Origin of the sequence: Streptomyces cadmiisoli (assembly GCF_003261055.1) — a bacterium.
Classification (GTDB): domain Bacteria; phylum Actinomycetota; class Actinomycetes; order Streptomycetales; family Streptomycetaceae; genus Streptomyces; species Streptomyces cadmiisoli.
The window spans coordinates 7375596-7397966 of record NZ_CP030073.1 but is presented as its reverse complement, the minus strand read 5'-3'; the positions used below and the strand labels follow the sequence as shown (position 1 = coordinate 7397966).

The following is a 22371-nucleotide window of genomic DNA, read 5'->3' as shown; positions in this document are numbered from 1 at the left end:
CGTGATCACGCAACACGCTTCCTTCACAGTGGCTGCATGAGTCGAGACATGTCTGATGTGACGCGCGCGAAGAACGGTCGTCCCGTGCACCACTGGCGGCGGGACGTCGTCGAACTCGCCGCCCTCTTCACCGCCGTCGCGGTGGCGGACGCGGTGGCGAACCTCGTCGGTCACGGACCCGACGGCCCGGAGCTGCTGGTGACCTCGGCGGTCGTCCTGCTCGCCACGGTCGCCTTCCACACATGGTGGTCACGCCGCGGCCATGCTCCGCCCGCCGGCGATACCGGCGCCCGGCCGCCCTCCCCGGAGCGGCGGGCCGGGCCGCCCGCGCCGGCCCCCGCGAACCCCGGCGCCGCGGCGGAGGAGGGCACGCTGTGGCGCATGCGGACGACGGTGCGGGACGAACCCGGTTCGCTGGCGGCGCTGTGCGCGGCCCTGGCCGAACACCGGGTCGACATCCTGAGCCTCCAGACGCACCCACTGGGTGACGGCACGGTCGACGAGTTCCTGCTGCGGGCTCCCGCCCACCTCTCGGCCTCCGAGGTCACCCGGGCGGTGTCGGTCGCCGGTGGCGCGGACACCTGGATCGAGCGGGCCGACGCCCATGACCTGGTGGACGCGCCGACCCGGATCCTCGGCCTGGCCACCCGCACCGCCCTGGACGGAGCCGAACTGCCTCTTGCGCTGCGGCAGTTGCTCGGCCGGTGCACCATCCGCTCGCTGCCCGCCCCGGCCGGGAACGACCGCGGAACGACCGGCGTTCCCGTGGAGGGGGTTCTGGAGGAGGCCGTGATGCGGCTGCGAGCACCGGAAGGTGGAGTGATCACCGTGGAGCGGCCGTATCTGCCGTTCACACCGACCGAGTTCGCGCGGGCACGGGCGCTGGTGGAGCTGGACGCCCGGCTGGGGCCGCGCGTTCCACGCGGTCAGGACGTGCTGACGCTGCCGCAGGGCGGCGCCATCACGGTGCGCCGGGCCGACACCGGTGACGTGCAGGCGGCGAAGGACATGCACGAGCGGTGCTCGAAGCGGACGCTGTCGATGCGGTACCACGGGCCGGTCGGTGACGCGGACCGCTACCTCAACCATCTGCTCAGCCCGCGCTTCGGCCGGACCCTCGCGGTGCAGACCGCCACCGGCCGCATCGTCGGTCTCGGTCATCTGCTGTGGGACGGGGACGAGACGGAGGTCGCGCTGCTCGTCGAGGACGAGTGGCAGCGGCGCGGCATCGGCGGCGAGCTGCTGGGCCGGTTGGTGTCGATGGCGGTCGAGGCGGGCTGCGAGAGCGTGTACGCCGTGACGCAGTCGTCCAACACCGGCATGGTGGCCGCGATGCGCGGACTGGGCCTGCCCCTCGACTTCCAGATCGAGGAGGGCACACTGGTGATCACGGCCCGGCTGGACGCGACGCCGGTGAGTTCGAGCCTGCCGTACGATCTGGGGCGGCTCGACGAGCGCACCGTCCGGGACTGAGACAGCCGGGGCCGTCCCGGCGTCGCCGGGACGGCCCCTCCCCCGCCGGGACATCCCCCGCCCGGCGACCCCCTCCCCGCCGCCGGGCGGCCCATGCCCCCGTTCGAACCGGGCCCCTCCCGGTCGAGCGATCCCCCGCCTCGGAAGCCCACCGGCCTCCGCCCCCGTTGGCCCGGCCGGCCGACACGTCGCGGCCCGGCCGCCCTGGTCCGCCCCCGACGCCCGACGACCCCTGACCGGCCCCGCCCCCCGGTCGGCCCCCGGCGTCCGGCCCCCTGGCCCACCCCCATGAGCCCACCGAGCCGTCCCTCCCAGCCCGGCCACCCCGGTCCGCCCCGACGCCCGACCAGCCCCGGCCTACCCCGACCCCCGCTCGGCAGCCGGCTGCCGGCTGCCGGCTGCCGGACACACGGTCCACCCCGGCGGCCGACCCCTGACCCACCCCCCTGAGCCCACCGAGCCGGTCCCTACGGCCCGGCCACCCCGGTCCGCCCCAACGCCCGACCAGCCCCGGCCTACCCCGACCCCCGCTCGGCAGCCGGCTGCCGGCTGCCGGCTGCCGGACACACGGTCCACCCCGGCGGCCGCACAAGCCGCCGGCGGCCAGACCCGCGGTCTGCGACCCGACCAGCGGCCCGCAGCCGGATCTGCGGCCCCGGCCCGATCAGCGGCCGTCGGGCAGATCTCCGGCGACAACCGACCAACTGCCTTCGATCTGATCAACGGCTGGGAGCCGGGGCCGCCTCCGGTCCCGGCCGGGAGCCGGGCCCGGAGGCGGGGGGGCAAGCCAAGCCGGCGGTCCTGGCCCGCGTCGTCGCCGGCCGGACGCCGGAAGCCGGATCAGCCGTCCGCACTCCCCGCCCCCGCCTCATCACCGGCCGGAAACCGGATCAGGCGTCCGCCGTCCTCGCCCGCGTCATCGCCGACCGCCGGTCCGCCGGCCTCTCGGGCAGGGCCTGGTCCAGGTCGGCCCACAGGTCGTCGACGTCCTCGAGGCCCACCGACAGCCGGAGCAGCCGGTCGCTGACGCCGGCGTCGCGCCGGTCGTCCGCGGCCACGATGCGATGACTGATGGACGCCGGGTGCTGGATCAGGCTGTCGACACTGCCGAGGCTCACCGCAGGGGTGATCAGCCGGACCCCGCCGATCACCTCGTGCGGGTCGCCGTGCACCTCGAAGGCGATCATCGCGCCGCCCAGCCGCGGGTAGTGGACGCGGGCGATCCGCGGGTCGGCGGACAGCCTGCGGACCAGTTCGGCGGCGTTCGCTGAGGCGGCGCGCACCCGGACCGGCAGCGTCGCGAGGCCGCGCAGCAGCAGATAGCCGGCCAGCGGATGCAGCACTCCGCCGGTGGCGAACCGCACCTGCCGCAGCCGCCCCGCGAACTCCTCGTCGCAGGCGACGACTCCCGCCATCACGTCGCCGTGACCGCCGAGGTACTTGGTCGCGCTGTGCAGCACCAGCCGGGCGCCCTGCTCGACGGGGCGTTGCAGTACCGGTGTGGCGAAGGTGTTGTCCACGACCAGCGGGACGGAGCCGCAGGAGTGGGCGAGTGCCCGCAGGTCGATCTCGGCGAGCGTCGGGTTGGCCGGGGACTCCACGACGACCAGTCCGGTGTCCGCACGGATGGCGTCCGCGACGCCCGCGGGATCGGTCCAGGTGACCTCCGAGCCGAGCAGTCCGGCCGTGAGGAGGTGGTCGCTGCACCCGTACAGGGGCCGTACCGCCACGACATGGCGCAGCCCGGCGGCGGCCCGTACGAGCAGGACCGCGCTGAGCGCGGCCATGCCGCTGGCGAACGCGACGGCGGACTCGGTGCCCTCCAGACGGGCCAGGGCGGTCTCGAAACGGGCGACGGTCGGGTTGCCCAGCCGGCCGTAGACGGGCGGCCCGTCGGGTTCGGCGCCCGTGGCCGCGAACGCGTCGATGCGCTCGGCCTCGCTCCGGCTGTCGTACGAGGGGTAGGTGGTGGACAGGTCGATGGGCGGGGCGTGCAGACCCTGGCGGGCGAGGTCGTCGCGGCCGGCGTGCACGGCCTCGGTGGCAAGTGCTCTGGGTGCGGAGTTCCGGTGCGCTCCGTATGGCATGTCCATGGGCGTGTCCATGGGCGGAAGCGTGAACACCGGCCGGGTCGAGGTGACCGATGACCGTGTTACGTTCGGCCAATGGCCGAATCTGTCGTACTGGATCCGGTGGACCTCGATCTGTTGCGGCTGCTGCAGAACGACGCCCGGACGACCTACCGCGATCTCGCCGCTCAGGTGGGCGTCGCCCCGTCGACCTGCCTGGACCGGGTGACACGGCTGCGGCGGGCCGGCGTGATCCTCGGTCATCAGCTGCGCCTGGATCCGGCCAAGCTGGGGCGTGGCCTCCAGGCCCTGCTGTCGGTGCAGGTCAGACCGCATCGGCGGGAACTGGTCGGACCGTTCGTGGAGCGGATCCGGGCCCTGCCGGAGTCGCTGACCGTCTTCCATCTGACCGGACCGGACGACTACCTCGTGCATGTCGCGGTCGCGGACATGACGGACTTGCAACGTCTGGTGCTGGACGAGTTCACGGCCCGGCGCGAGGTGGCCCGGGTCGAGACGCGGCTGATATTCCAACGATGGGACTGCGGCCCTCTGTTGCCGCCTTCGCCCTCGGCTCAATCAGGGTGACGAGTGGCACCACCTGGTATGAGGATGGTGCGCATGTCACAGACCAAGAGCCTGCTGCCCCGTGAGGTCGCCGACGCGTATGTCGACGAGCTCATCGCCCTCGACCCGATCACCGGTACGTACCTCGGCGTGAAGGAGAGTTCCAGCCGCCTGCCCGACCTCTCGCCCGAGGGCCAGGAGGCGCTGGCGGAACTGTCGCGCGGCACGCTCGCGCGGCTGGACGAGGCCGAGCGCCTGCCCGGCGCCGACAGTGACATCGAACGCCGCTGCGCCCGGCTGCTGCGCGAACGGCTCACCGCCGCGCTCGCCGTGCACGAGGCCGACGAGGGGCTGCGCACGGTCGGCAACCTGGGCACTCCCGTGCACTCGGTGCGCGAGGTGTTCACGGTCATGCCGACCGGGACGGACGAGGACTGGGCGGCCGTCGCCGAGCGGCTGCGGGCCGTGCCGGCCACCTTGTCGGGCTACCGCGACTCCCTCGCCCTCGGGCTGGAACGCAAGCTCTACGCGGGTCCGCGGCCCACGGCCACCCTTGTCGAGCAGCTCACCGAGTGGGCGGACGGCGACGGCTCGGGCCGCGGCTGGTTCGAGGACTTCGCGGCCGCCGGTCCCGAGTCGCTGCGCTCCGAGCTCGACGAGGCCGGCCGCGCCGCCACCGCGGCGGTGGTGGAGCTGCGGGACTGGATGCGCGACGTGTACGCGCCGACGGTCGAAGGCGCGCCGAACACCGTGGGACGGGAGCGCTACGCCCGCTGGTCGCGCTACTACAACGGCACCGACCTCGACCTGGACGAGGCGTACGCCTACGGCTGGTCGGAGTTCCACCGCATCCTCGCCGAGATGAGGCAGGAGGCGGAGAGGATCCTGCCCGGTGCCGAGACGCCGTGGGTGGCGCTCGCCCACCTCGACGAGCACGGGCGGCACATCGAGGGCGTCGACGAGGTCCGGCAGTGGCTCCAGGAGCTGATGGACCAGGCGATCGAGGCCCTGGACGGCACGCACTTCGAACTCGCCGAGCGGGTGCGCGAGGTGGAGTCGTGCATCGCGCCGCCCGGCAGCGCGGCCGCCCCCTACTACACGCCCCCGTCGGAGGACTTCTCGCGTCCGGGCCGCACCTGGCTGCCGACGATGGGCCAGACCCGGTTCCCGGTCTACGACCTCGTCTCGACCTGGTACCACGAGGGCGTTCCCGGCCATCACCTCCAGCTCGCCCAGTGGACGCACGTCGCGGGCGACCTCTCCCGCTACCAGGCCACGATCGGCGGGGTCAGCGCCAACGCCGAGGGCTGGGCGCTGTACGCGGAGCGCCTGATGGACGAGCTGGGCTTCCTCACCGACCCCGAGCAGCGGCTCGGCTATCTGGACGCGCAGATGATGCGGGCCGCCCGGGTCATCGTCGACATCGGCATGCACCTGGAGCTGGAGATCCCGGCGGACTCCCCCTTCCACCCGGGTGAGCGCTGGACCCCTGAGCTGGCGCAGGAGTTCTTCGGCGCGCACAGCAGCAGGCCCGCCGACTTCGTGGAGAGCGAGATGACCCGCTATCTGACGATCCCGGGCCAGGCGATCGGCTACAAGCTCGGCGAACGCGCCTGGCTGCTGGGCCGCGACAACGCGCGCGAGCGGCACGGCGACGCCTTCGACCTCAAGGCCTGGCACATGGCGGCACTCTCGCAGGGCTCGCTCGGTCTGGACGACCTCGTGGAGGAGCTGTCCCGGCTCTGAGAAGCCGTCCCGGCTCTGGGGAGCCGATCCGGTTCTGAGGAGCTGATCCGGCTCAGAGGGGCGGTCCGGTCAGCGCAGGAAGCCGCCCTCGGAGTTGATCACCTCTCCGGTGACCCACCCCGCCTCGTCCGTGGCGAGCCAGGCGATGAGGCGGGCCGGGTCGTCGGGCATGCCCCACCGTCCGGCGGGGAAGCGCGCGGCCACCGCCGCGTGGTCCTCGCCGGTCAGGTAGTCCGTGTCCACGGGGCCGGGGTTGACGGTGTTCACCGTGACCCCGTGCGCGGCGAGCGTCGGGGCGAGGGAGCGGGTGATCGAGGCGAGGGCGCCCTTCTGGAGGGCGTAGGCGATCTCGTGGGGCATACCGCTCGCGATGTCCTGGCCGGAGGCCATCATCATCACGCGTCCGCCCGGGCTGCCCTGCGGCAGCCCGGTCCGCTGCCGCACGTACGCCTGGACCAGCAGCAGTACCGAGCGGGTGTCGACCGCCCAGTGCGCGTCGAGCATGGTCGCGTCGATCGCGTCGAGCGGTCCGTCGGATCCGCTGAGGGCGTGGTTGGCGACGAGGATGTCGAGCCGGCCGCCCAGGGCCGCCGCCGCGGTGGCGATCAGCTCGGCGGGCGCGGCCGGATCGGCGAGGTCGCCGGGGCCCGCGACGATCCGGGCGTCCGGGTCGCCCTGGGCCTCGCGCACGGAGGCGACGACGTCCTCCGGCCTGTCGGCGCCCCAGGGCATGGCGGCGTCGTGCGGGACATGGTGGTGCAGGTAGACACTCGCCCCGTACGCCGCGAGCCGCCGTGCCACCGCGTGTCCGATCCCGCCGCGTCTGCTCGCGCCGGTGACCAGAGCGGTGCGGCCGCGCAGGGGCAGGGGCTCGCGGCGCAGTTCGTCGGGAGTGGGGTGCGGAAGCTTCGACATGATCGACCATCATGCGGAAGCCGCGGGCGCGTCGCACGCGTATTTCCGCCCCGCACCTCCCCACCGGGCTCGCTGTACCCGCGCCGAACCCCCGCCCATGTGGATGACGGAGACATGCAGAAGGGGCGGACCCATGTCGGGTCAGCGGCCGCAGTCGTCGGTGTGCACCGGTGACGTCAGCGGGTCGGCGGGGCGCCGTCCGCCGCCCCGCGGGGTGTCGTACGCGAGGCCCTCGCGCACCCAGTACTCGAATCCGCCGAGCATCTCCTTGACCTGGTAGCCGAGTTCGGCGAGGGCGAGCGCGGCCCGGGTGGCGCCGTCGCAGCCGGGACCCCAGCAGTACGTCACGACGGGCACCGACCTGTCGAGCAGGTGCTCCGCCCGTTCGGCGATCCGCGCGGTGGGCAGGTGGACCGCGCCGGGAATGTGGCCCTGCTCCCAGGACTCGGTGGAGCGGGAGTCCACGACGACGAAGCCGGGCTCGCCGCCGGCCGAGAGGGCGGCGGCCACGTCGGAGACGTCCGTGTGGAAGGCGAGGCGTGCGCGGAAGTAGGCGGCCGCGTCGGCGGGGGCGGCACCCGGGAAGAGGCGGCGCCCGGTCGTGGTGGTGTTCATCTTCGGCCTTCCGTCGGCGACTTCGGTGACCACGAATCTACGGCGGGTGATGGTCCGTCTTAAGGCGCGATCACCGGCGTTCGTATTGATCGGCCGGTGTTTCCCCTGCTATTCATCGGGCATGACCGCGTTTTCCCCGGACGCCACCGACTGGCGCATCCTCGACGTCCTGCAACGGGAGGGCCGGGCCAGTTTCGCGGAGCTGGCGCGGGCGGTGTCGATGTCCGCGAGCGCGGTCACCGAGCGGGTGCGCCGTCTGGAGGAGGCGGGCGTCATCCAGGGGTACGCCGCGGTCGTGGACCCCGAGCGGCTGGGCCTGCCGATCCTGGCGTTCGTGCGCCTGCGCTACCCGACGGGCAACTACAAGCCCTTCCACGATCTCGTCGCCACGACCCCAGAGATCCTTGAGGCGCACCATGTGACGGGCGACGACTGCTTCGTCATCAAGGTCGCCGCCCGCTCGATGCGCCATCTGGAAGAGGTGTCCGGACGGATCGGCGCCCTGGGCTCGGTGACCACCAGCGTCGTGTACTCCTCGCCGCTGCCACGCCGTCCGCTCGGCCGCTAGCCCCCGGTCCGGCGTCGCCGGCGGACGGACCCTCGGTGTCGCCGGCGGACGGACCCCCTCGGTGCGGCCCTAGTCCCGCTGGCGCAGCGTCGACCCCGTTCTGCCCTTCACGACCTCCAGTCGTGCGTGGATGCGCCGCCGCAGATCGGCGACATGGCTGACGATGCCGACACTGCGGTCCCGTTCGCGCAGGGAGTCCAGCACGTCCAGCACCTCGTCCAGGGTCTCGTCGTCGAGGCTGCCGAAGCCCTCGTCGATGAACAGCGTGTCGAGGCGGACCCCGCCGGCCTCGTCGGTGACGACGTCGGCAAGGCCGAGGGCCAGCGCGAGCGAGGCGAAGAACGTCTCGCCGCCCGACAAGGTCGCCGTGTCCCGCTCGCGTCCGGTCCAGGCGTCGACGACGTGCAGGCCGAGTCCGCTGCGTCCGCGCCCGCTGCGGTCGTCGGAGTGGACCAGGGTGTAGCGGCCGGACGACATGCGCTGCAACCGTACGGTCGCGGCGGCGGCCACCTGTTCCAGACGGGCGGCGAGGACGTACGACTCCAGGCGCATCCTGCGCTCGTTGTCGGCGGAGGTGCCGGCCGCGAGCCCGGCGAGCCGGGCCGCCCGCTCGTACTCCTCGCGCAGCGGCCCCATTCGCCGTACGCCCTCGGCGGCCCGTGCGGAGAGCCGGTCGAGTTCGGCGCAGCGACGCGCGGCGGCGTCGCACCGGGAGGCTGCTTCGCGCACCCGCTGCGACGCCGTGGCCGACCTCCGCTCGGCCGCCGCGAGATCGGCCGGGGGCCGTTCGGCGGCGGCCGCGGTGTCGTCGTCGGCGAGCACCGCGCGGACGGCGGCCTCCTCGGTCTGCCAGGCGTCGAGCCGCCGTTGCAGCTCTCTGTGCGCGTGGTCGTCGAGGAGGGCGGCGGCCGCGTCCCGGGGGGTGTCGAAGCCGGCCCTGAAGGCGGCGTCGGCGAGCCGGGCGTCGGCGTCCTTCAGGCGTGTGGCGGTGTCCTCGGCGACCCGGACGGCGTCGGCGGCCTCGGTGAGCAGGGCCACCCGCCGCTCCAGTTGCGCGGCCCGCGCGGCCACGCTGCCCGACGAGCCGCGTGCCTGTGCCAGTTCCGCTTCCAGGTCGGCCCGCTCGCGTTCCAGGGCCTCCCGCCGTGCCAGCCGGGACGCGACGCGCAGTTCGGCCTGCTGCCGGTCGGCGGTACGCCGTTCGTGCTCCAGCTCGGCGCGGCGCAGCGCCTCCCGCGCGTCGTGCAGGTCGGAGGCGTCCCGCCGGGCCCGCGTGTGCTGCCGCTCCAGTTCCTCGGCCTGTTCGACGAGTCGGCCGGTGGGGGTGCCGGCCGCCTCGGCGGTCGCCGCGGCCAGTTCCTCGCGCACCCGGCCGAGGCGCCGTTCGTCCTCGGCGTGCTCCTCCTCCGCGCGCTGGTGGGCGGCGAGCGCCCGCTCCTCGGTCGCGCGGTCGACGTGTCCGGCGACCTTCCGCGCGGGGTGGGGGTGTTCGACGGCACCGCAGACCGCGCACGACTCCCCGTCCTTCAGGTTGGCGGCGAGTTCGGCGGCGATGCCGTCGAGGCGCTGCTCCTTCAGGTCGAGCCAGTGGGTACGGGCCCGCAGAGCGCGCTCCGCCGAGGCGAGGGCGCGTCCGTGGGCCCCCTCCGTCTCCCCGGTGAGCCGGTCGCGCGCCCGTGCGGCGGTCAGCCGCTGTCGTACGGGGTCGCGCTGCGCGGCGAGTTGCTCGGCCACGGACGCGGCTGCCTGCGCGGTCTCGATACGTGCCCGGAGGGCGGTCCGGATGGTCTCCCAGTCGGTCAGCCAGGTCGCCGCATCCCGCAGGACGTCCTCGTCGGCGCGGTCCTGACGGTCGAGGCCGGCGCGCTCCGTGCCGAGTGCGGCGAGGCGCTGTTCGGCGCGGCGGGCCGATTCCAGGCCGCCCAGTTCCTCGGCGGTACGGCGCGCGGCGGCCGCGAGTCCGGCCGCGCCCGCCTCGGCGAGGCCGTCCGGCAGCGCGGCGAGGGCCTGCGTCTCGGCGGCCGCCGCACGCCGGTGCTCGGCGTCGGCGGACTCCCGCAGCTCCAGCGCGGGTGCCACCGCCTCGGCCTTGCGGGCGCGTTCCATGCGCCGTCGGTCGGCCAGGTGGCCGTCAGCCCGTTCGTCCAGCAGCCGGGCCCGCTCCCGCGCCTGCGCGAACCGCCTCTGCAACCGGTCCACTTCGCGTATGTCGTCCAGGTCGCGTCCGGCGGCGCTCTGGGTGGACTCCGCCGCGGCGAGACCGCAGCGGGCGACGGTCGACTGCTCGCGGGCGGTGCTGCGAGCGACGGCGGCGGCGCTCAGGACGGCGTCGGCCAGGCCGGGATCGCCCGGGGCGAGTTCGGGCAGGTCCATGGCGCCGTCCGCGGCCTGCTGCATGCGGTGGGCGTCGGCGAGCAGCGCCGCGTCCGCGTCCCGCACCCCGGCCTCGGTCGCGCGCCTGCGTTCGGCGAGCCGCTTCTCGACCTCGGCGAACCGGTGGGTGTCGAACAACCGGCCCAGCAGCCTGCCGCGGGCCTCGGCGTCGGCGCGCAGGAAGCGGGCGAAGTCGCCCTGCGGCAGCAGGACCACCTGGCAGAACTGCTCGCGGCTCATGCCGAGCAGCTGGGTGACCTCCTCGCCGATCTCCTGGTGGGAGCGGCTGAGGTCCTTCCAGGCTCCGGCCGTCGCGTCGTACTCGCGCAGCCAGGTCTGCGCCTTGTCCAGTGTCGTGCCGGTGCCGCGACGTTTGGGCCGTTCCCAGGGCGGCTGCCGGGTGATCCCCAGCCGGCGGCCGGCGACGGTGAGTTCGAGGGTGACGGAGGTGCGGGTGCCGGGTGCGGCGTGGTCGCTGCGCAGCGTCGTGCCCTGGCCGCTCTGCCGGGCGCCGGGCACGGAGCCGTAGAGCGCGTAGCACACGGCGTCCAGTACGGACGTCTTGCCCGCTCCGGTCGGCCCGTGCAGCAGGAAGAGTCCCGCCGCCGACAGGGTGCCGAAGTCGACGCTCTGGGTGCCGGAGAAGGGGCCGAAGGCGGTGAGTTCGAGCCGGTGCAGCCTCATCGGGTGCCCTCCCCGGCGTGGTCCGGCGCGTGCCGGTTCATGGCGTGGCCTCCCGCAGGGTCCGGTCGGCGCGCACCGCGTCGAACGCGTCGCGCAGCACGGCCCGTTCGGCCGCGTCGGGCCCGGCGCCGCGCACATGGGTCACGAAGTCCTCGGCGATCTCCTGGTCGCTGCGGTCCGCGAGGCGCCGGGAGTACGACACCCGGGGCTCGTCCGGGGTCCGTTCGGGCTCGAAGACGAGGCTGAGGGCGTGCGGGAACCGCTCGGTGAGGCGGGCCATGGGGTCGTGGGGGCGGACCGGGTCGGTGAGGGTCGCCTCGATCCACGCCTCCTCGTGCCGGGCGAGTGCCGGATCGGCGAGCAGGTCGTCCAGCCGACCCCGGATCCGGGCCGGCGCACGCGGCACGGGGCAGTCGACGCGCTCGGCGGTGACCGCGCCGTCGGCGTCGAGGTCGACGAGCCACATGCTCTTGCGGTGCTCGGCCTCCGAGAAGGAGTAGGCCAGCGGGGAGCCCGAGTAGCGAACCCGGTCGGTGAGCGTCTGGCAGCCGTGCAGATGCCCGAGCGCCACGTAGTCCACGCCGTCGAAGACTCCGGCCGGGACCGACGCCACACCGCCGACGGTGATGTCGCGCTCGCTGTCGCTGGCCTCGCCGCCGGTGACGAAGGCGTGCGCGAGGACGACGGACCGGGTGCCCGGCGCGCGCGTGGCGAGGTCGGCCCTGACCCTGTCCATGGCGGCGGCGAGCACGGCTTCGTGGCCCGGCTTGTCCAGCGCGAACTCGTCCTTCACCAGGGCCGGTTCGAGGTAGGGCAGGCCGTAGACGGCGACGTCGCCGGACGCGTCGCGCAGCAGCACGGGGGTGCCGCAGGCCGAGGGCTCGGTGCGCAGATGGATGCCCGCCCGCCCGATGAGCCCGGCGCCCACTCCGAGGCGGCGGGCGGAGTCGTGGTTCCCGGAGATCATCACGGTCGGCACGCCGAGGTCGGCGAGCCGGTGCAGGGCGTCGTCGAACAGCTCGACCGCGGCCAGTGGCGGTACCGCACGGTCGTAGACGTCGCCCGCGACGAGGACCGCGTCCACGTCGCGTTCCCGCACGGTGGTGACGAGGTGGCCGATGAACTCGGCCTGCGCGCCGAGCATGCCGACCCGGTGGAACGACCGGCCGAGATGCCAGTCGGACGTGTGCAGCAGTCTCAAGAAGCCGCTCCGACCCGCACATCTCCCCCAAGGCACCTGAGGACCGGCATGAACCAGCCCGTCCCGACTGTAAACGAACACCACGCTAACGCCTCTGGTCGGCGGAACCGCCGCGGGCCTCGGTCCGTCACCCGCATCCCGCGACAAGTCGCGGTAAATGTCCGGGTTGACCGGGCCGTCGGATCACGGGAACCCGACAGGGCCGCTCAGACAGAACCACCCGCCCGGAACCACTCGCCCGGAAGCACTCAGTCGGCACCCTCGGCGCGCAGAAGCAGATCGAGCAGTCCGGGGAAGCGCGCCTCGAACTCCTCGCGGCGCAGCCGGTTGACCCGCCTGGGCCCCTCGTCCCGCTGCTCGACCAGGCCTGCGCCGCGCAGCACCGAGAAGTGGTGGCTGAGCGCGGCCTTGCCGACCGGCACGTCGAAGCTGCCGCAGCTGCGCGTCCAGTCGGCCGAGCCCGCCAGCTCGCGGATCAGCCGGATGCGCACGGGGTCGGCGACCGCGGACAGCGCCGTGAGGACCGAGACGTCCTCGGGATCCGTGTGCGCCGGCGCCGTACGGTGACCGCGGCCCGCGGCCTGGTTCGCCATGACCCACCCCTCACGCCGCGCGGCCCGGCCCGGACGTCCCGCCGGAACGCGGGAACCGCTTGCCCAGTGTTCGATGAGCATCATACAGTTCACAGTGTTCGCTTTTCATTGAACACCCGTCGAGCTGCCTGACTGCTCTCCGGTCCGCCCATCTGACCCATCTGATCCATCTGCCCATCGATCTGTCGATCTGTCGATCTGTCGAAGGAAGTGCGTTCCCTCATGCGCGCAGTCGAGTTCCACGAGTACGGCGGTCCCGAGGTGCTGAAGGTCGTACGGGCCGAGATCCCCGAGCCGGGGCCGGGCCAGGTCACCGTCGACACCGCCCACGCGGGGGTGAACTTCGCCGACCTCAAGGCGCGCGCCGACGGGTACCGGGTGGCGTCGCTGCCCCACCGCCCCGGCCTGGAGGTCTCCGGACGCATCCGCGCCGTCGGCGAGGGCGTCGAGGGGCTGCGCCCGGGGCAGGAGGTCGTCGCGCTCCTCGACGGCGGCGGCTACGCACAGGTGGCGGTCGCCGACGCCGCGACCGTCTTCCCCCTCCCGGAGGGCCTCGACCTGCGGACCGCCGCCGCGCTCCCGACCGTGCTGCCGACGGCGCACGCCCTGCTCCACGAGGTGGGGCGGCTGCGCGCCGGGGAGAGCGTGCTGGTGCACGGCGCCGCGGGCGGCATCGGCACGGTGGCCGGGCAACTGGCGCGGGCCGCGGGTGCCGGTGCCGTGTACGGCGTGGTCTCCTCCCCCGCCAAGGCCGGCCACGCCCGCGACCACGGCTACGACGCCGTGTTCACCGCCGCCTCCTTCCCCGTCGGCGTCCGCCGCGCCACCGGCGGCAGAGGGGTCGACCTGGTCCTCGACCCGGTGGGCGGCGACACACTCCGCACGGGCCTCGACGTACTGGCCGACTTCGGGCGCCTGGTGTCCTTCGGCAACGCGAGCGGGGCGCCGCCGTGGCACGTCGGACAGCCCGAGCTCGCCGCACGGGGACACTCCGTCGCCGCCTTCTCCGTCCTGGCCCTCGCCCGGTCGGCTCCCGAAGCGCTGCGCCGGCTGGCCGAGCGCGCCTTCCGCACCGTCACCGACGGCACCGTGCGACTCCCGGTCACGGCGGAATTCCCCCTGTCGGACGCCGCCGGGGCCCACCGGCTGATGGGCTCGCGCACATCGACGGGCAAGCTGCTGCTGCGCACCGCCGACTGAGCACGACGGCCGTCCGCCCGGCGGCCCCGGTGGCGCGCGGTCCCGGATTGCTGCTGTCTGTACGAAGGAAGCCCGGACAGGGCCGGACAGAGAGCGAGGGACCATGGGGCAACGCCACGAGCGCCTCGGGACACCCCGGGCCGCCGGGATCGCCGGCGTCGTGTTCGCGATCCTGATGGCCGCGGCGATCGTCCTGGTGCGCCTCGCCCTGCCCGGCGGTGCCGACGCGGAGGAGATCACCGTCGACCCCGCGCAGCGGACCGCCGTGCAGACGGCGCTGGCGCTGCTCCCGTTCGCCGGGATCGCCTTCCTGTGGTTCATGGGAGCGGTGCGCGAGCAGGCCGGCGCGGGCGAGGACCGGTTCGTGTCCACCGTGTTCCTCGGCAGCGGGCTGGTCTTCGTCGCCACGCTGTTCGGCAGCGGGGCCGCGGCCGGCACGGTGCTCGACGAGAGCCAGCCGCACGCGCCGTTCGGCCGCCACTTCGCCTACGTCCTGCTCACCACGTACGCCATGCGCATGGCGGCGGTGTTCATCTTCACCACCTCCACCATCGGCCGCCGCCTGGGCGTCTTCCCCCGCCCGCTCGTGCTGCTCGGCTACCTCGCGGGTCTGACGCTGCTGGTGGTGGGCGCGGACGTGCCGTGGTCCGAACTGGTGCTCCCGGCCTGGGCGCTGATCGTCGGGGTGCACATCCTGCGCGGCCGGCGGCCCGCCGCCCCGGTCTGAGCCGGCCGCCCCGGTCACTCCAACGGTCTCCCCCTCTTCGCCGCGCGCGCCCCGGCCGCCGAGGATGGTCCCTGGGGGGAGGCGGGCCACCGGAGAGGACCGATCCCTTGGTGAGAGTTGTCGTCGACCTGAACCGCTGTCAGGGGTACGCGCAGTGCGCGTTCCTGGCTCCCGAGGTCTTCAGCATGCACGGCGAGGAGGGGTTGCTGTACACCCCGGAGCCCGAGGACACGGCACGCGGGAAGGTGGCGCAGGCCGCCGCGGCATGCCCCGTCCAGGCCATCCTCGTCGAGGCGACGGACGCACCCGCGGGGGCGGTGGCCGGTGAACGGTGACGGTTCGCTGGAATGGCTCAGACGTGAGGGCCGCATCGTCGTCGTGGGGGCTTCGCTGGCCGGTCTGCGCGCCGCGGAGACCCTGCGCGAGAAGGGATTCGCCGGATCCCTGACCTTGATCGGCGACGAGCCCCACGCGCCGTACGACCGGCCTCCGCTGTCCAAGCAGGTGCTGCTGGGCATGACCACCGCCGACCGCACCGCGCTGCCGCGGCGCCGGGACGTCGACGCGACCTGGCGGCTCGGTGTCCCGGCCACCGGCCTCGACATGGCCGCCCGGCGGGTGCGGCTGGCCGACGGCGACGAGGTGCCCTACGACCGACTGCTGATCGCCACGGGCGTGCGGGCCCGGCCGTGGCCGCACGAGCGTGAGGCGGAACTCGACGGCGTCTTCGTGCTGCGGACCCGCGACGACTGCGCCGCACTCGCCCGGCGGCTCGCCGAGGGACCCAAGCGGGTCTTCGTGATCGGCGCCGGTTTCACCGGCTCGGAGATCGCCTCGGCCTGCCGCGAACGCGGTCTGCCCGTCACCGTCGCCGAGCGCGGCGCCTCGCCGCTGGTCGGCGCGCTCGGCGGGGTGGTCGGCGCGGTCGCCGCCGATCTCCAGCAGGAGCACGGCGTGGATCTGCGGTGCGGCGTGATGGTGACCGCGCTGGAGGGCGACGCCACGGGACGGGTGCGTGCCGCGCATCTGTCGGACGGCGCCACCGTGGAGACCGACGTGGTCGTGGTCTCCCTCGGCGCCACCCGCAACACCGAATGGCTCGCCGGGTCCGGGCTCGGGGCCGGCCCCCGCGGTATCGCCTGCGACGCCGGCTGCCGCGCCTTCGACATCCGCGGGATCGTCACCGACGACATCTACGTCGCGGGCGACGTGGCACGCTCCCCGCACCCGTTGTTCGGCTACCAGTTCCTGTCCCTCGAGCACTGGGGCAACGCCGTCTGCCAGGCGGAGATCGCGGCGCACAACATGCTCAGTGCGAGCGCCGACCGGCTGCCCCACATGTGGGTGCCGGCCTTCTGGTCCTCGCAGTTCGGCGTGAACATCAAGTCCGTCGGCGTCCCGTCGATGGGAACCGAGATCGTCGTCTCGCAGGGCTCGCTCGACAGTCACCGGTTCGTCGGCGTCTACGGCTACCAGGGGCGTGTGATCGGCGCGGTCTCCTTCGACCACGCACGATGGCTGCCGTTCTACCAGGAGCTGATCGAGACCACCGCGCCGTTCCCGCCGCCGTTCCACATGGTCGACCGGCGCCCGGACGGGCACCGGCCGTTGGACGCGGACTTCCCCGACCCGTCGGTCCCCACCCACGGCCCCACGGTGACCCTCAGCGGATACTCGCCGGCCGACCGCCGGATGAGGTTCACCCCCGCACGCTGACCCCGCACGGCCACGAGGACCCGCCATGACGCAATCCCTGCTGCACCAGATCCTGGACTACGCCAACCGCGCCGACCCGTACCCGCTCTACGAGGAGTTGCGGAAGACGCCGGTCCACCACGACGAGGGCGGGCCGTACGTCATCGGCACCTACTACGAGATCCGCAGCCTGCTGCACGACCCGCGGATCAGCTCCGACGCGAGCAACCTGGCGTCGACGGCCGGCGACCCGCTGGCCGAGTCGTCCCAGGGGGACAGCGCCCTGCCGCCGAGTTTCCTGCGGCTCGACCCGCCGGAGCACGACCGGCTGCGGCGGATGACCAACCGGCCCTTCGGCCCGCCGCACTCCCCGCACCGGGTCGACGGGATGCGCCCGGAGCTGCACGAGATCGTCACGGGCCTCATCGACGGCATCGGCGACACCGACCGGATCGACCTCGTGGAAGCGGTGTCGTACCCCTTCCCCGTGACGGTGATCTGCCGGCTGCTCGGTGTGCCGCGTGAGGACGAGGCCCGCTTCCACAGCTGGGCGGACACCATCGCGGCGAGCCTGGACCCCGATCCGGACGCGGATCCCGCCGAGCGGGGCAAGGTCGCCCACGACGCCCGTATGCAGCTGGGCATGTACCTGGCCGGTCTGATCGAGGAACGCCGCAAGAACCCCGGCGACGACATGCTCTCCGAACTGGCCACGGCCAAGGGCCCGGACGGCGCGATGACCACGATGGAACTGCTCAGCACGGCCGCGCTGCTGCTGATCGCGGGGCACGAGACCACCGTCAACCTCGTCACCAACGGGATGCTGACCCTGCTGCGCCACCCCGACGTGCTGCGACGCCTGCGCGCGGAGCCGCGGCTCGCGGTGCCCCTCGTCGAGGAGCTGCTGCGCTACGAACCGCCGGTGCAGCTCGTGCCGCAGCGCACCACTCTCGCCGACATCGAGGTCCACGGCGTGACCATCCCCAAGGGCGCCTCCCTGTGGCTGGTCCTCGCGTCCGGCAACCGCGACCCGAAGCGCTTCGAGAACCCGGACCGCTTCGACCCCGACCGCCGGGACAACCAGCATCTCGGCCTGGGCAGCGGCATCCACAGCTGCTTCGGCGCGCCGCTCGCCCGGCTGGAGGCCCAGACGGCCCTGGCGGAGCTGGCCCGCCGGCTGGAGAATCCGCGGCTGCTGGAGGACCCGCCCCCGTACCGGCAGAACGCGGTACTGCGCGGCCCGCGGCATCTGCCCATCGCCTGCGACGGGATCCGTCCGTAGCGACCGGGGGTGCTCACCACGGCCGTACACCGACGGCCCGGCCGAGGGGCCGGGCAGAAGGGAACGACATGAAGGTCATCGTTGATCACGACAAGTGCTGCGGCGCCGGGAACTGCGTGCTGTCCGCGCCGGAGGTGTTCGACCAGTCCGACCAGGACGGCACCGTCCTCCTGCTCGACCCCGAACCCGCCGAGGAGCACCGTTCGGCGGTCGAGGACGCCGTCACCGCCTGTCCCGGCACCGCCATTTCCGTCATAGACGCATGACGGCCCGCCGGTTCGCACGGCCGCACGCACCGGGCCGTCGCGTACCGCGCCCTGCTCGAGGCGGCCGGCCGCCGATGCCGCGCTCCGGGCGCGGCGCCCGCACCGGACGGACACGGGGCGGAACGCGGAGGGCGCCGCTCGACGCGGCCGCCTCCGCTACGCGTCCCCGTAGGCCTCCCCGCCCAGTTCGAACCCGGCCGTCCCGGCCGTGGCGTCGGCGAGCCAGGCCCGGAACGCCGCCACGTCGGCGTCCGGCAGGCCGATCTCGATCGTGACCGCCTCCCCGTAGCGCACGTCACGCACCGCGCGGCCGGTGGCGCGCAGATCGTTCTGCACCTTGCCGGCCCGCTGGTGGTCGACGGTCACCGTGGCCAGCCGGAACCGGCGCCGGGTGATCGTGCCGAGAGTGTCCAGGGCCTCGCCGACGGCTCCGCCGTAGGCCCGGATGAGGCCGCCCGCGCCGAGCTTGACCCCGCCGTAGTAGCGCGTGACCACGGCGACGACGTAGCGCATGTCTCGGCGCAGCAGCATCTGGAGCATGGGAACGCCCGCGGTGCCGCCCGGTTCGCCGTCGTCGCTCGCCTTCTGGACGGAGGCGTCGGCGCCGATGACGTACGCCCAGCAGTTGTGCGTCGCGTCGGCGTGCTCCTTGCGCACGGCGGCGAGGAAGTCCTGGGCCTCCTGCTCCGTGGCCGCCGGGGCGACGGCGCACAGAAAGCGCGAGCGGTTGACCTCGGTCTCGTGCACGCCCGCGCGGGCGACCGTCCGGTACTCGTCCTGCATCGTGCCAGCCTATGCGGTACGCGTGCGTGCGCCGGTCCGGGAGCGGCCGCCCTACTTCTTCTTCCCCCTCGGCACGAGCATCGCCGTCAGCAGCGCCCGTCCGGGCGTCAGGGTGTCCCAGCCGCCCCCGTGCCAGTCCAGTACGGCGATCGCCGAGGTGGGGAACTTCGACCGCACCCTGTCCAGGGTGTCGCCCAGGCCGTCCTCGGCCAGCGACAGGACGAGTTCCTCCAGACCGGGGTTGTGCCCGACCAGGAGCAGCGTGTGGACCTCCGTCGGCACCTCGTGCGCCACGCCCAGCAGATCGGGGACTCCGGCCGCGTACAGCCGCGGATCGTGCCGTACGGGCGGCGGGGTGCCCCACTGTGCCGATGCCAGTTCCCAGGTGCGGCGGGCGCGTACGGCGGTGGAGCACAGGGCGAGGTCGGGCAGGCAGTCGGCCTCGGCGAGGGCGCGCCCGGCCGCCGGGGCGTCGCGCCGGCCCCGGGGCGCGAGGGGGCGCTGGTGGTCGGTGACCCCGGCCGGCCAGGCGGACTTGGCGTGCCGCAGCACCACCAGCCGGCGCAGCGGGCGGGCCTTGTCGCGCGCGGTCATGCCGCCGCTCCCAGGTCCCGGGTCAGTTCGAGTCCGAGCAGCCGGTCCGCGTACGCGTACGTCTCGAAGCGTGCTCCGTCCGGCAGCTCCGGCTCGCTCTCCACCCGGCCCAGGACGCGCAGCACCGAGGCGATGTCCAGGTCGTCCTCCCAGGCACCGCGCAGTTGTTCACGCAGTTCGTCGGGGACCGGCCGGGAGGGCCGGCGGGCCCAGGCCGCGACGGCCCGTCGCCAGTGGGCGAGGCCGGCGCGGGCCTCGTCCAGGGAGGTGTCGTCGAGGCGCACCGGAGTGCTTCTGCGCGGTGCGAGCAGCGCCAGCCGCAGCACGTCGGGGTTCACCCCGCCCACGACGCCCTGCCCGAGGAGCACCGGCCCGGGGTCCACGGGCGCGACGCCGATCCAGATCCCGTCCGACGTCGTCCCGCCCTCCTGCGCCACATGGATGACCCGGGCCCCGGCCGGAGCGGCGCCGGTGTCGCGGCGGTCCTCCAGCGGCCGGACGCCGAGCGCGGCGCAGGCCGTGCGCAGTTCGGCCCGGTCCCGGTCGCCGGACATGAGTGCCCAGACCGGCGTACCGCCGAGTTCCAGGGCGCGGACCAGGACATCCGCGACCAGCAGCACCCGCAGGGTCGTGGCGTCGAGGCCGGGCGCGTGGACCTCGACACGGGTCAGGCCCCGGCGGGCGGTCGAGGCGTCGACGGACTCGCCGGTTCTGGTGTCGGTGATGCGCAGCACGGGGCGAGCGTAGGCGCGCCGACGGCCGGGCGCAGCCGTCCGGGGTGATTCCGGGCCGCACGACCGGGAGGGCGGCGGGCCGGTGCCGGGCCGGGAATCCTCGGGCGGGCTCCGCCGTTGCACTGCTCGGCGGCGCCTGCCGCCTGTCCAGCATGGCGACGAGGCCCAGGAGGCCGAGGGTGTACGGCGACGAAGCGACGGTCCGCAGGATTCTCACCGAGCACGGGGACACCTGGGCGGTGGTGGGGCTGTCGGCCAACCCGGACCGGGCCGCCTACGGCGTGGCCCGTGTGCTCCAGGCCCACGGCAAACGCGTGGTGCCCGTCCACCCCAAAGCGGAGACGGTGCACGGCGAGCAGGGCTACGCCAGTCTCGCCGACATCCCCTTCGACGTGGACGTGGTCGACGTGTTCGTCAACAGCGACCTGGCCGGAGCGGTGGCCGACGAGGCGGTCGCCAAGGGCGCCGCGGCGGTGTGGTTCCAGCTCGGTGTCGTCGACGAGTCCGCCTACGAGCGCACCCGCGCCGCCGGCCTCGACATGGTGATGAACCGCTGCCCGGCGATCGAGATCCCGCTCCTCGGCTAGGTAGTGCGCGCACGCGTGCGGAACATCTCGCCGCGGTGGCCGGCCGACGCCATAATGCCCGGGTGACTCACCCCTCCCCCCGCACCGACACCACAGCCGTGCCACGCACCGCGGTCGTCATCGTCGGCGCCGGCCCCGCTGGGCTGACCCTGGGCAACATCCTGCGGGCCGCGTCCGTGGACTGCGTGGTGCTGGAGGCGGAGAGCCGGGAGTTCATCGAGCGGCGGCCCCGAGCGGGGGTCCTGGAGGAGTGGGCCGTGCGCGGGCTGCAACGACGGGGGCTGGCGGAGAACCTGCTGGCCCGCGCCGAGGTGCACACCGAGTGCGAGTTCCGCTTCGAGGGACGGCGCCACCGGCTGCCGTACGCGGAACTGACCGGACAGCACCACTACGTCTACCCGCAGCCGTTGCTGGTGACGGATCTCGTGCGCGAGTACGCCGACGTACACGGCGGGGACATCCGGTTCGGCGTGCGGGACGTGCGGCTGCACGGCCTGGACACCGAACACCCCTCGGTGTCGTACGACTGCCCGCAGACCGGGCAACGGCGGCTGGTGCGCTGCGACTTCGTGGCCGGCTGCGACGGGGCGCGCGGGGTGACGCGGGCCGCGCTGCCGGCCGAGCGGGTCCGCGTCGCCCGGCACGACTACGGCATCGGCTGGCTCGCCCTGCTCGCACAGGCGCCGCCGTCCAGCGACTGTGTCGTGTTCGGCATCCACCCCCGCGGTTTCGCCGGGCACATGGCCCGCAGCCCCGAGGTGACCCGCTACTACCTCCAGTGCCCGCCGGGCGACGACCCGGGGAACTGGTCCGACGAGCGGGTCTGGGCCGAACTCCGGGAGCGGCTCGGCGCCGCGGACGCGCCGCCGCTGACCGAGGGGCCGCTGATCGAGAAGCGCGTGCTCGACATGCACAACTACGTCGTCGAGCCTCAGACGGCCGGACCGCTGTTCCTGGCCGGGGACGCCGCCCACCTGACCGCGCCGATCGCCGCCAAGGGCATGAACCTCGCCCTGCACGACGCCTTCCTCCTCGGGGACGCGCTCGTGGCCCGCCTCGGCAAGGGCGACACGAGCGGGCTGGGCGAGTATGCGGCGCGGAGCCTGCGCCGGGTGTGGGACTACCAGGAGTTCTCCCAGTGGCTGTCGGAGATCTACCACGGAACCGCCTCGGGTGATCCCTACCGCGCGGGCACCACCCTGGCCCGGCTGCGCCGCCTGTTCACCTCGCCGACCGCCGCGACGGCCTTCGCCGAGCAGTACCTCGGCACGGACGGCACGAGCTGAGTCAGTCGTGCTCCGGCCGCCCGGTGAGGCGGTGGTCGGCCAGGCTCAGCGCCTCGTCGACGACCCGGCGCAGATGTCCGTCGACCAGGGAGTAGATCACCCGTCGGCCGTCCTTGCGGGTGGTCACCAGACCCGCGAGCCGCAGCCGGGCCAGGTGCTGGCTGACCGCGGGCCGGGCGGCGCCGCACGTCTCGGTGAGCGTGGTGACATCGGCCTCACCGTCCGCGAGGGCGTGCAGCAGCGTGAGTCGGGTGCGGTCGCCGAGCAGGGCGAGCAGTTCGGCGGCGAGCGCGAACTGCTCCTCGCCCGGGGTGCGCGGATGCGCATCGTGCGCAGGTGACAGGTGCATGCGTGCGCTCATACGCACATAATGGCCCCGTGGACCGGGTACGTCCACCGACGCGGCACACGTC

General features: G+C 73.9%; 22 protein-coding genes. 12 read left to right on the top strand and 10 right to left on the bottom strand.

What is annotated here, in order from left to right; genetic code table 11:
• Window positions 1-48: 48 nt before the first annotated feature.
• The gene (locus DN051_RS32595) at window positions 49-1473 is read left to right on the top strand and encodes a GNAT family N-acetyltransferase (RefSeq protein ID WP_199314730.1); all 1425 of its coding nucleotides are present in this window, start codon (window positions 49-51) and stop codon (window positions 1471-1473) included.
• An 890-nt stretch (window positions 1474-2363) separates the two neighbouring features.
• On the opposite strand, the gene DN051_RS32590 is transcribed toward DN051_RS32595, so the two are convergent.
• Window positions 2364-3566, bottom strand: a complete 1203-nt coding sequence (locus DN051_RS32590) for a trans-sulfuration enzyme family protein (protein ID WP_234388960.1) — start codon at window positions 3564-3566, stop codon at window positions 2364-2366.
• A 72-nt stretch (window positions 3567-3638) separates the two neighbouring features.
• On the opposite strand from DN051_RS32590, the gene DN051_RS32585 reads away from it, so the two are divergent.
• Together DN051_RS32585 and DN051_RS32580 are read left to right on the top strand one after the other, a co-directional pair.
• Window positions 3639-4130, top strand: a complete 492-nt coding sequence (locus tag DN051_RS32585; RefSeq protein ID WP_053761455.1) for an Lrp/AsnC family transcriptional regulator — start codon at window positions 3639-3641, stop codon at window positions 4128-4130.
• A 33-nt stretch (window positions 4131-4163) separates the two neighbouring features.
• Window positions 4164-5855, top strand: coding sequence for a DUF885 domain-containing protein (locus DN051_RS32580; protein WP_112440262.1), 1692 nt, complete (start codon window positions 4164-4166; stop codon window positions 5853-5855).
• Window positions 5856-5924: 69 nt separating this feature from the next.
• Here the strand turns inward: DN051_RS32580 and DN051_RS32575 are convergent, their stop codons facing one another.
• Both DN051_RS32575 and DN051_RS32570 read right to left on the bottom strand, forming a co-directional pair.
• Window positions 5925-6770, bottom strand: coding sequence for an SDR family oxidoreductase (locus DN051_RS32575; RefSeq protein WP_112440260.1), 846 nt, complete (start codon window positions 6768-6770; stop codon window positions 5925-5927).
• Between the two features lie 141 nt (window positions 6771-6911).
• Window positions 6912-7385 carry a rhodanese-like domain-containing protein gene (locus tag DN051_RS32570; RefSeq protein WP_112442556.1) on the bottom strand — a complete coding sequence of 158 codons (474 nt, stop codon included), beginning with the start codon at window positions 7383-7385 and terminating at the stop codon, window positions 6912-6914.
• Window positions 7386-7506: 121 nt separating this feature from the next.
• On the opposite strand from DN051_RS32570, the gene DN051_RS32565 reads away from it, so the two are divergent.
• On the top strand, window positions 7507-7953 hold the full coding sequence (locus tag DN051_RS32565; protein WP_053761458.1) for an Lrp/AsnC family transcriptional regulator: 447 nt from the start codon (window positions 7507-7509) through the stop codon (window positions 7951-7953).
• A gap of 69 nt (window positions 7954-8022) precedes the next feature.
• Here DN051_RS32565 and DN051_RS32560 read toward each other — a convergent pair whose 3' ends face one another.
• From DN051_RS32560 to DN051_RS32550, 3 genes are all read right to left on the bottom strand, one after another.
• Window positions 8023-11010: an AAA family ATPase gene (locus DN051_RS32560; protein ID WP_112440258.1), complete on the bottom strand. Its 2988-nt coding sequence runs from the start codon at window positions 11008-11010 to the stop codon at window positions 8023-8025.
• A 37-nt stretch (window positions 11011-11047) separates the two neighbouring features.
• Window positions 11048-12211: an exonuclease SbcCD subunit D gene (locus DN051_RS32555; RefSeq protein WP_053761460.1), complete on the bottom strand. Its 1164-nt coding sequence runs from the start codon at window positions 12209-12211 to the stop codon at window positions 11048-11050.
• Window positions 12212-12459: 248 nt separating this feature from the next.
• Window positions 12460-12804 carry an ArsR/SmtB family transcription factor gene (locus tag DN051_RS32550; protein ID WP_053761538.1) on the bottom strand — a complete coding sequence of 115 codons (345 nt, stop codon included), beginning with the start codon at window positions 12802-12804 and terminating at the stop codon, window positions 12460-12462.
• A gap of 222 nt (window positions 12805-13026) precedes the next feature.
• On the opposite strand from DN051_RS32550, the gene DN051_RS32545 reads away from it, so the two are divergent.
• The 6 genes from DN051_RS32545 to DN051_RS32520 all read left to right on the top strand — a co-directional run bounded on the left by DN051_RS32545 (window position 13027) and on the right by DN051_RS32520 (window position 17974).
• On the top strand, window positions 13027-14004 hold the full coding sequence (locus DN051_RS32545) for a quinone oxidoreductase family protein (protein WP_112440256.1): 978 nt from the start codon (window positions 13027-13029) through the stop codon (window positions 14002-14004).
• A 103-nt stretch (window positions 14005-14107) separates the two neighbouring features.
• Window positions 14108-14731, top strand: coding sequence for a hypothetical protein (locus tag DN051_RS32540; protein ID WP_112440254.1), 624 nt, complete (start codon window positions 14108-14110; stop codon window positions 14729-14731).
• A 110-nt stretch (window positions 14732-14841) separates the two neighbouring features.
• On the top strand, window positions 14842-15066 hold the full coding sequence (locus tag DN051_RS32535) for a ferredoxin (RefSeq protein ID WP_053761539.1): 225 nt from the start codon (window positions 14842-14844) through the stop codon (window positions 15064-15066).
• Window positions 15056-16447 (top strand): NAD(P)/FAD-dependent oxidoreductase, encoded by a 1392-nt coding sequence (locus DN051_RS32530; RefSeq protein ID WP_112440252.1) that lies wholly within the window; start codon window positions 15056-15058, stop codon window positions 16445-16447. The genes DN051_RS32535 and DN051_RS32530 overlap by 11 nt, the downstream gene beginning before the upstream one ends.
• Window positions 16448-16472: 25 nt before the next feature.
• Complete coding sequence (locus DN051_RS32525) at window positions 16473-17708, top strand: cytochrome P450 (RefSeq protein WP_112440250.1); 1236 nt, start codon at window positions 16473-16475, stop codon at window positions 17706-17708.
• A 68-nt stretch (window positions 17709-17776) separates the two neighbouring features.
• Complete coding sequence (locus DN051_RS32520) at window positions 17777-17974, top strand: ferredoxin (protein WP_053761465.1); 198 nt, start codon at window positions 17777-17779, stop codon at window positions 17972-17974.
• Window positions 17975-18130: 156 nt separating this feature from the next.
• Here DN051_RS32520 and DN051_RS32515 read toward each other — a convergent pair whose 3' ends face one another.
• Genes DN051_RS32515 through DN051_RS32505 form a run of 3 tightly spaced genes read right to left on the bottom strand, consistent with a single transcriptional unit; the run spans window position 18131 to window position 20085 of the window.
• The gene (locus DN051_RS32515) at window positions 18131-18757 is read right to left on the bottom strand and encodes a YigZ family protein (RefSeq protein ID WP_053761466.1); all 627 of its coding nucleotides are present in this window, start codon (window positions 18755-18757) and stop codon (window positions 18131-18133) included.
• A gap of 51 nt (window positions 18758-18808) precedes the next feature.
• Window positions 18809-19351, bottom strand: coding sequence for a SixA phosphatase family protein (locus tag DN051_RS32510; protein WP_112440248.1), 543 nt, complete (start codon window positions 19349-19351; stop codon window positions 18809-18811).
• Window positions 19348-20085: a hypothetical protein gene (locus DN051_RS32505; protein ID WP_053761468.1), complete on the bottom strand. Its 738-nt coding sequence runs from the start codon at window positions 20083-20085 to the stop codon at window positions 19348-19350. Before DN051_RS32505 ends, DN051_RS32510 begins: the two co-directional genes overlap by 4 nt.
• Before the next feature lie 179 nt (window positions 20086-20264).
• Between DN051_RS32505 and DN051_RS32500 the strand changes: the two genes are divergently transcribed.
• Together DN051_RS32500 and DN051_RS32495 are read left to right on the top strand one after the other, a co-directional pair.
• Window positions 20265-20672: a CoA-binding protein gene (locus DN051_RS32500; protein WP_053761469.1), complete on the top strand. Its 408-nt coding sequence runs from the start codon at window positions 20265-20267 to the stop codon at window positions 20670-20672.
• A 62-nt stretch (window positions 20673-20734) separates the two neighbouring features.
• A complete protein-coding gene (locus DN051_RS32495) occupies window positions 20735-21958 on the top strand; it encodes a 4-hydroxybenzoate 3-monooxygenase (protein ID WP_053761470.1) in 1224 nt (407 codons plus the stop codon).
• A gap of 1 nt (window position 21959) precedes the next feature.
• Here the strand turns inward: DN051_RS32495 and DN051_RS32490 are convergent, their stop codons facing one another.
• Window positions 21960-22319 carry an ArsR/SmtB family transcription factor gene (locus tag DN051_RS32490; RefSeq protein ID WP_053761471.1) on the bottom strand — a complete coding sequence of 120 codons (360 nt, stop codon included), beginning with the start codon at window positions 22317-22319 and terminating at the stop codon, window positions 21960-21962.
• Window positions 22320-22371: the final 52 nt, after the last annotated feature.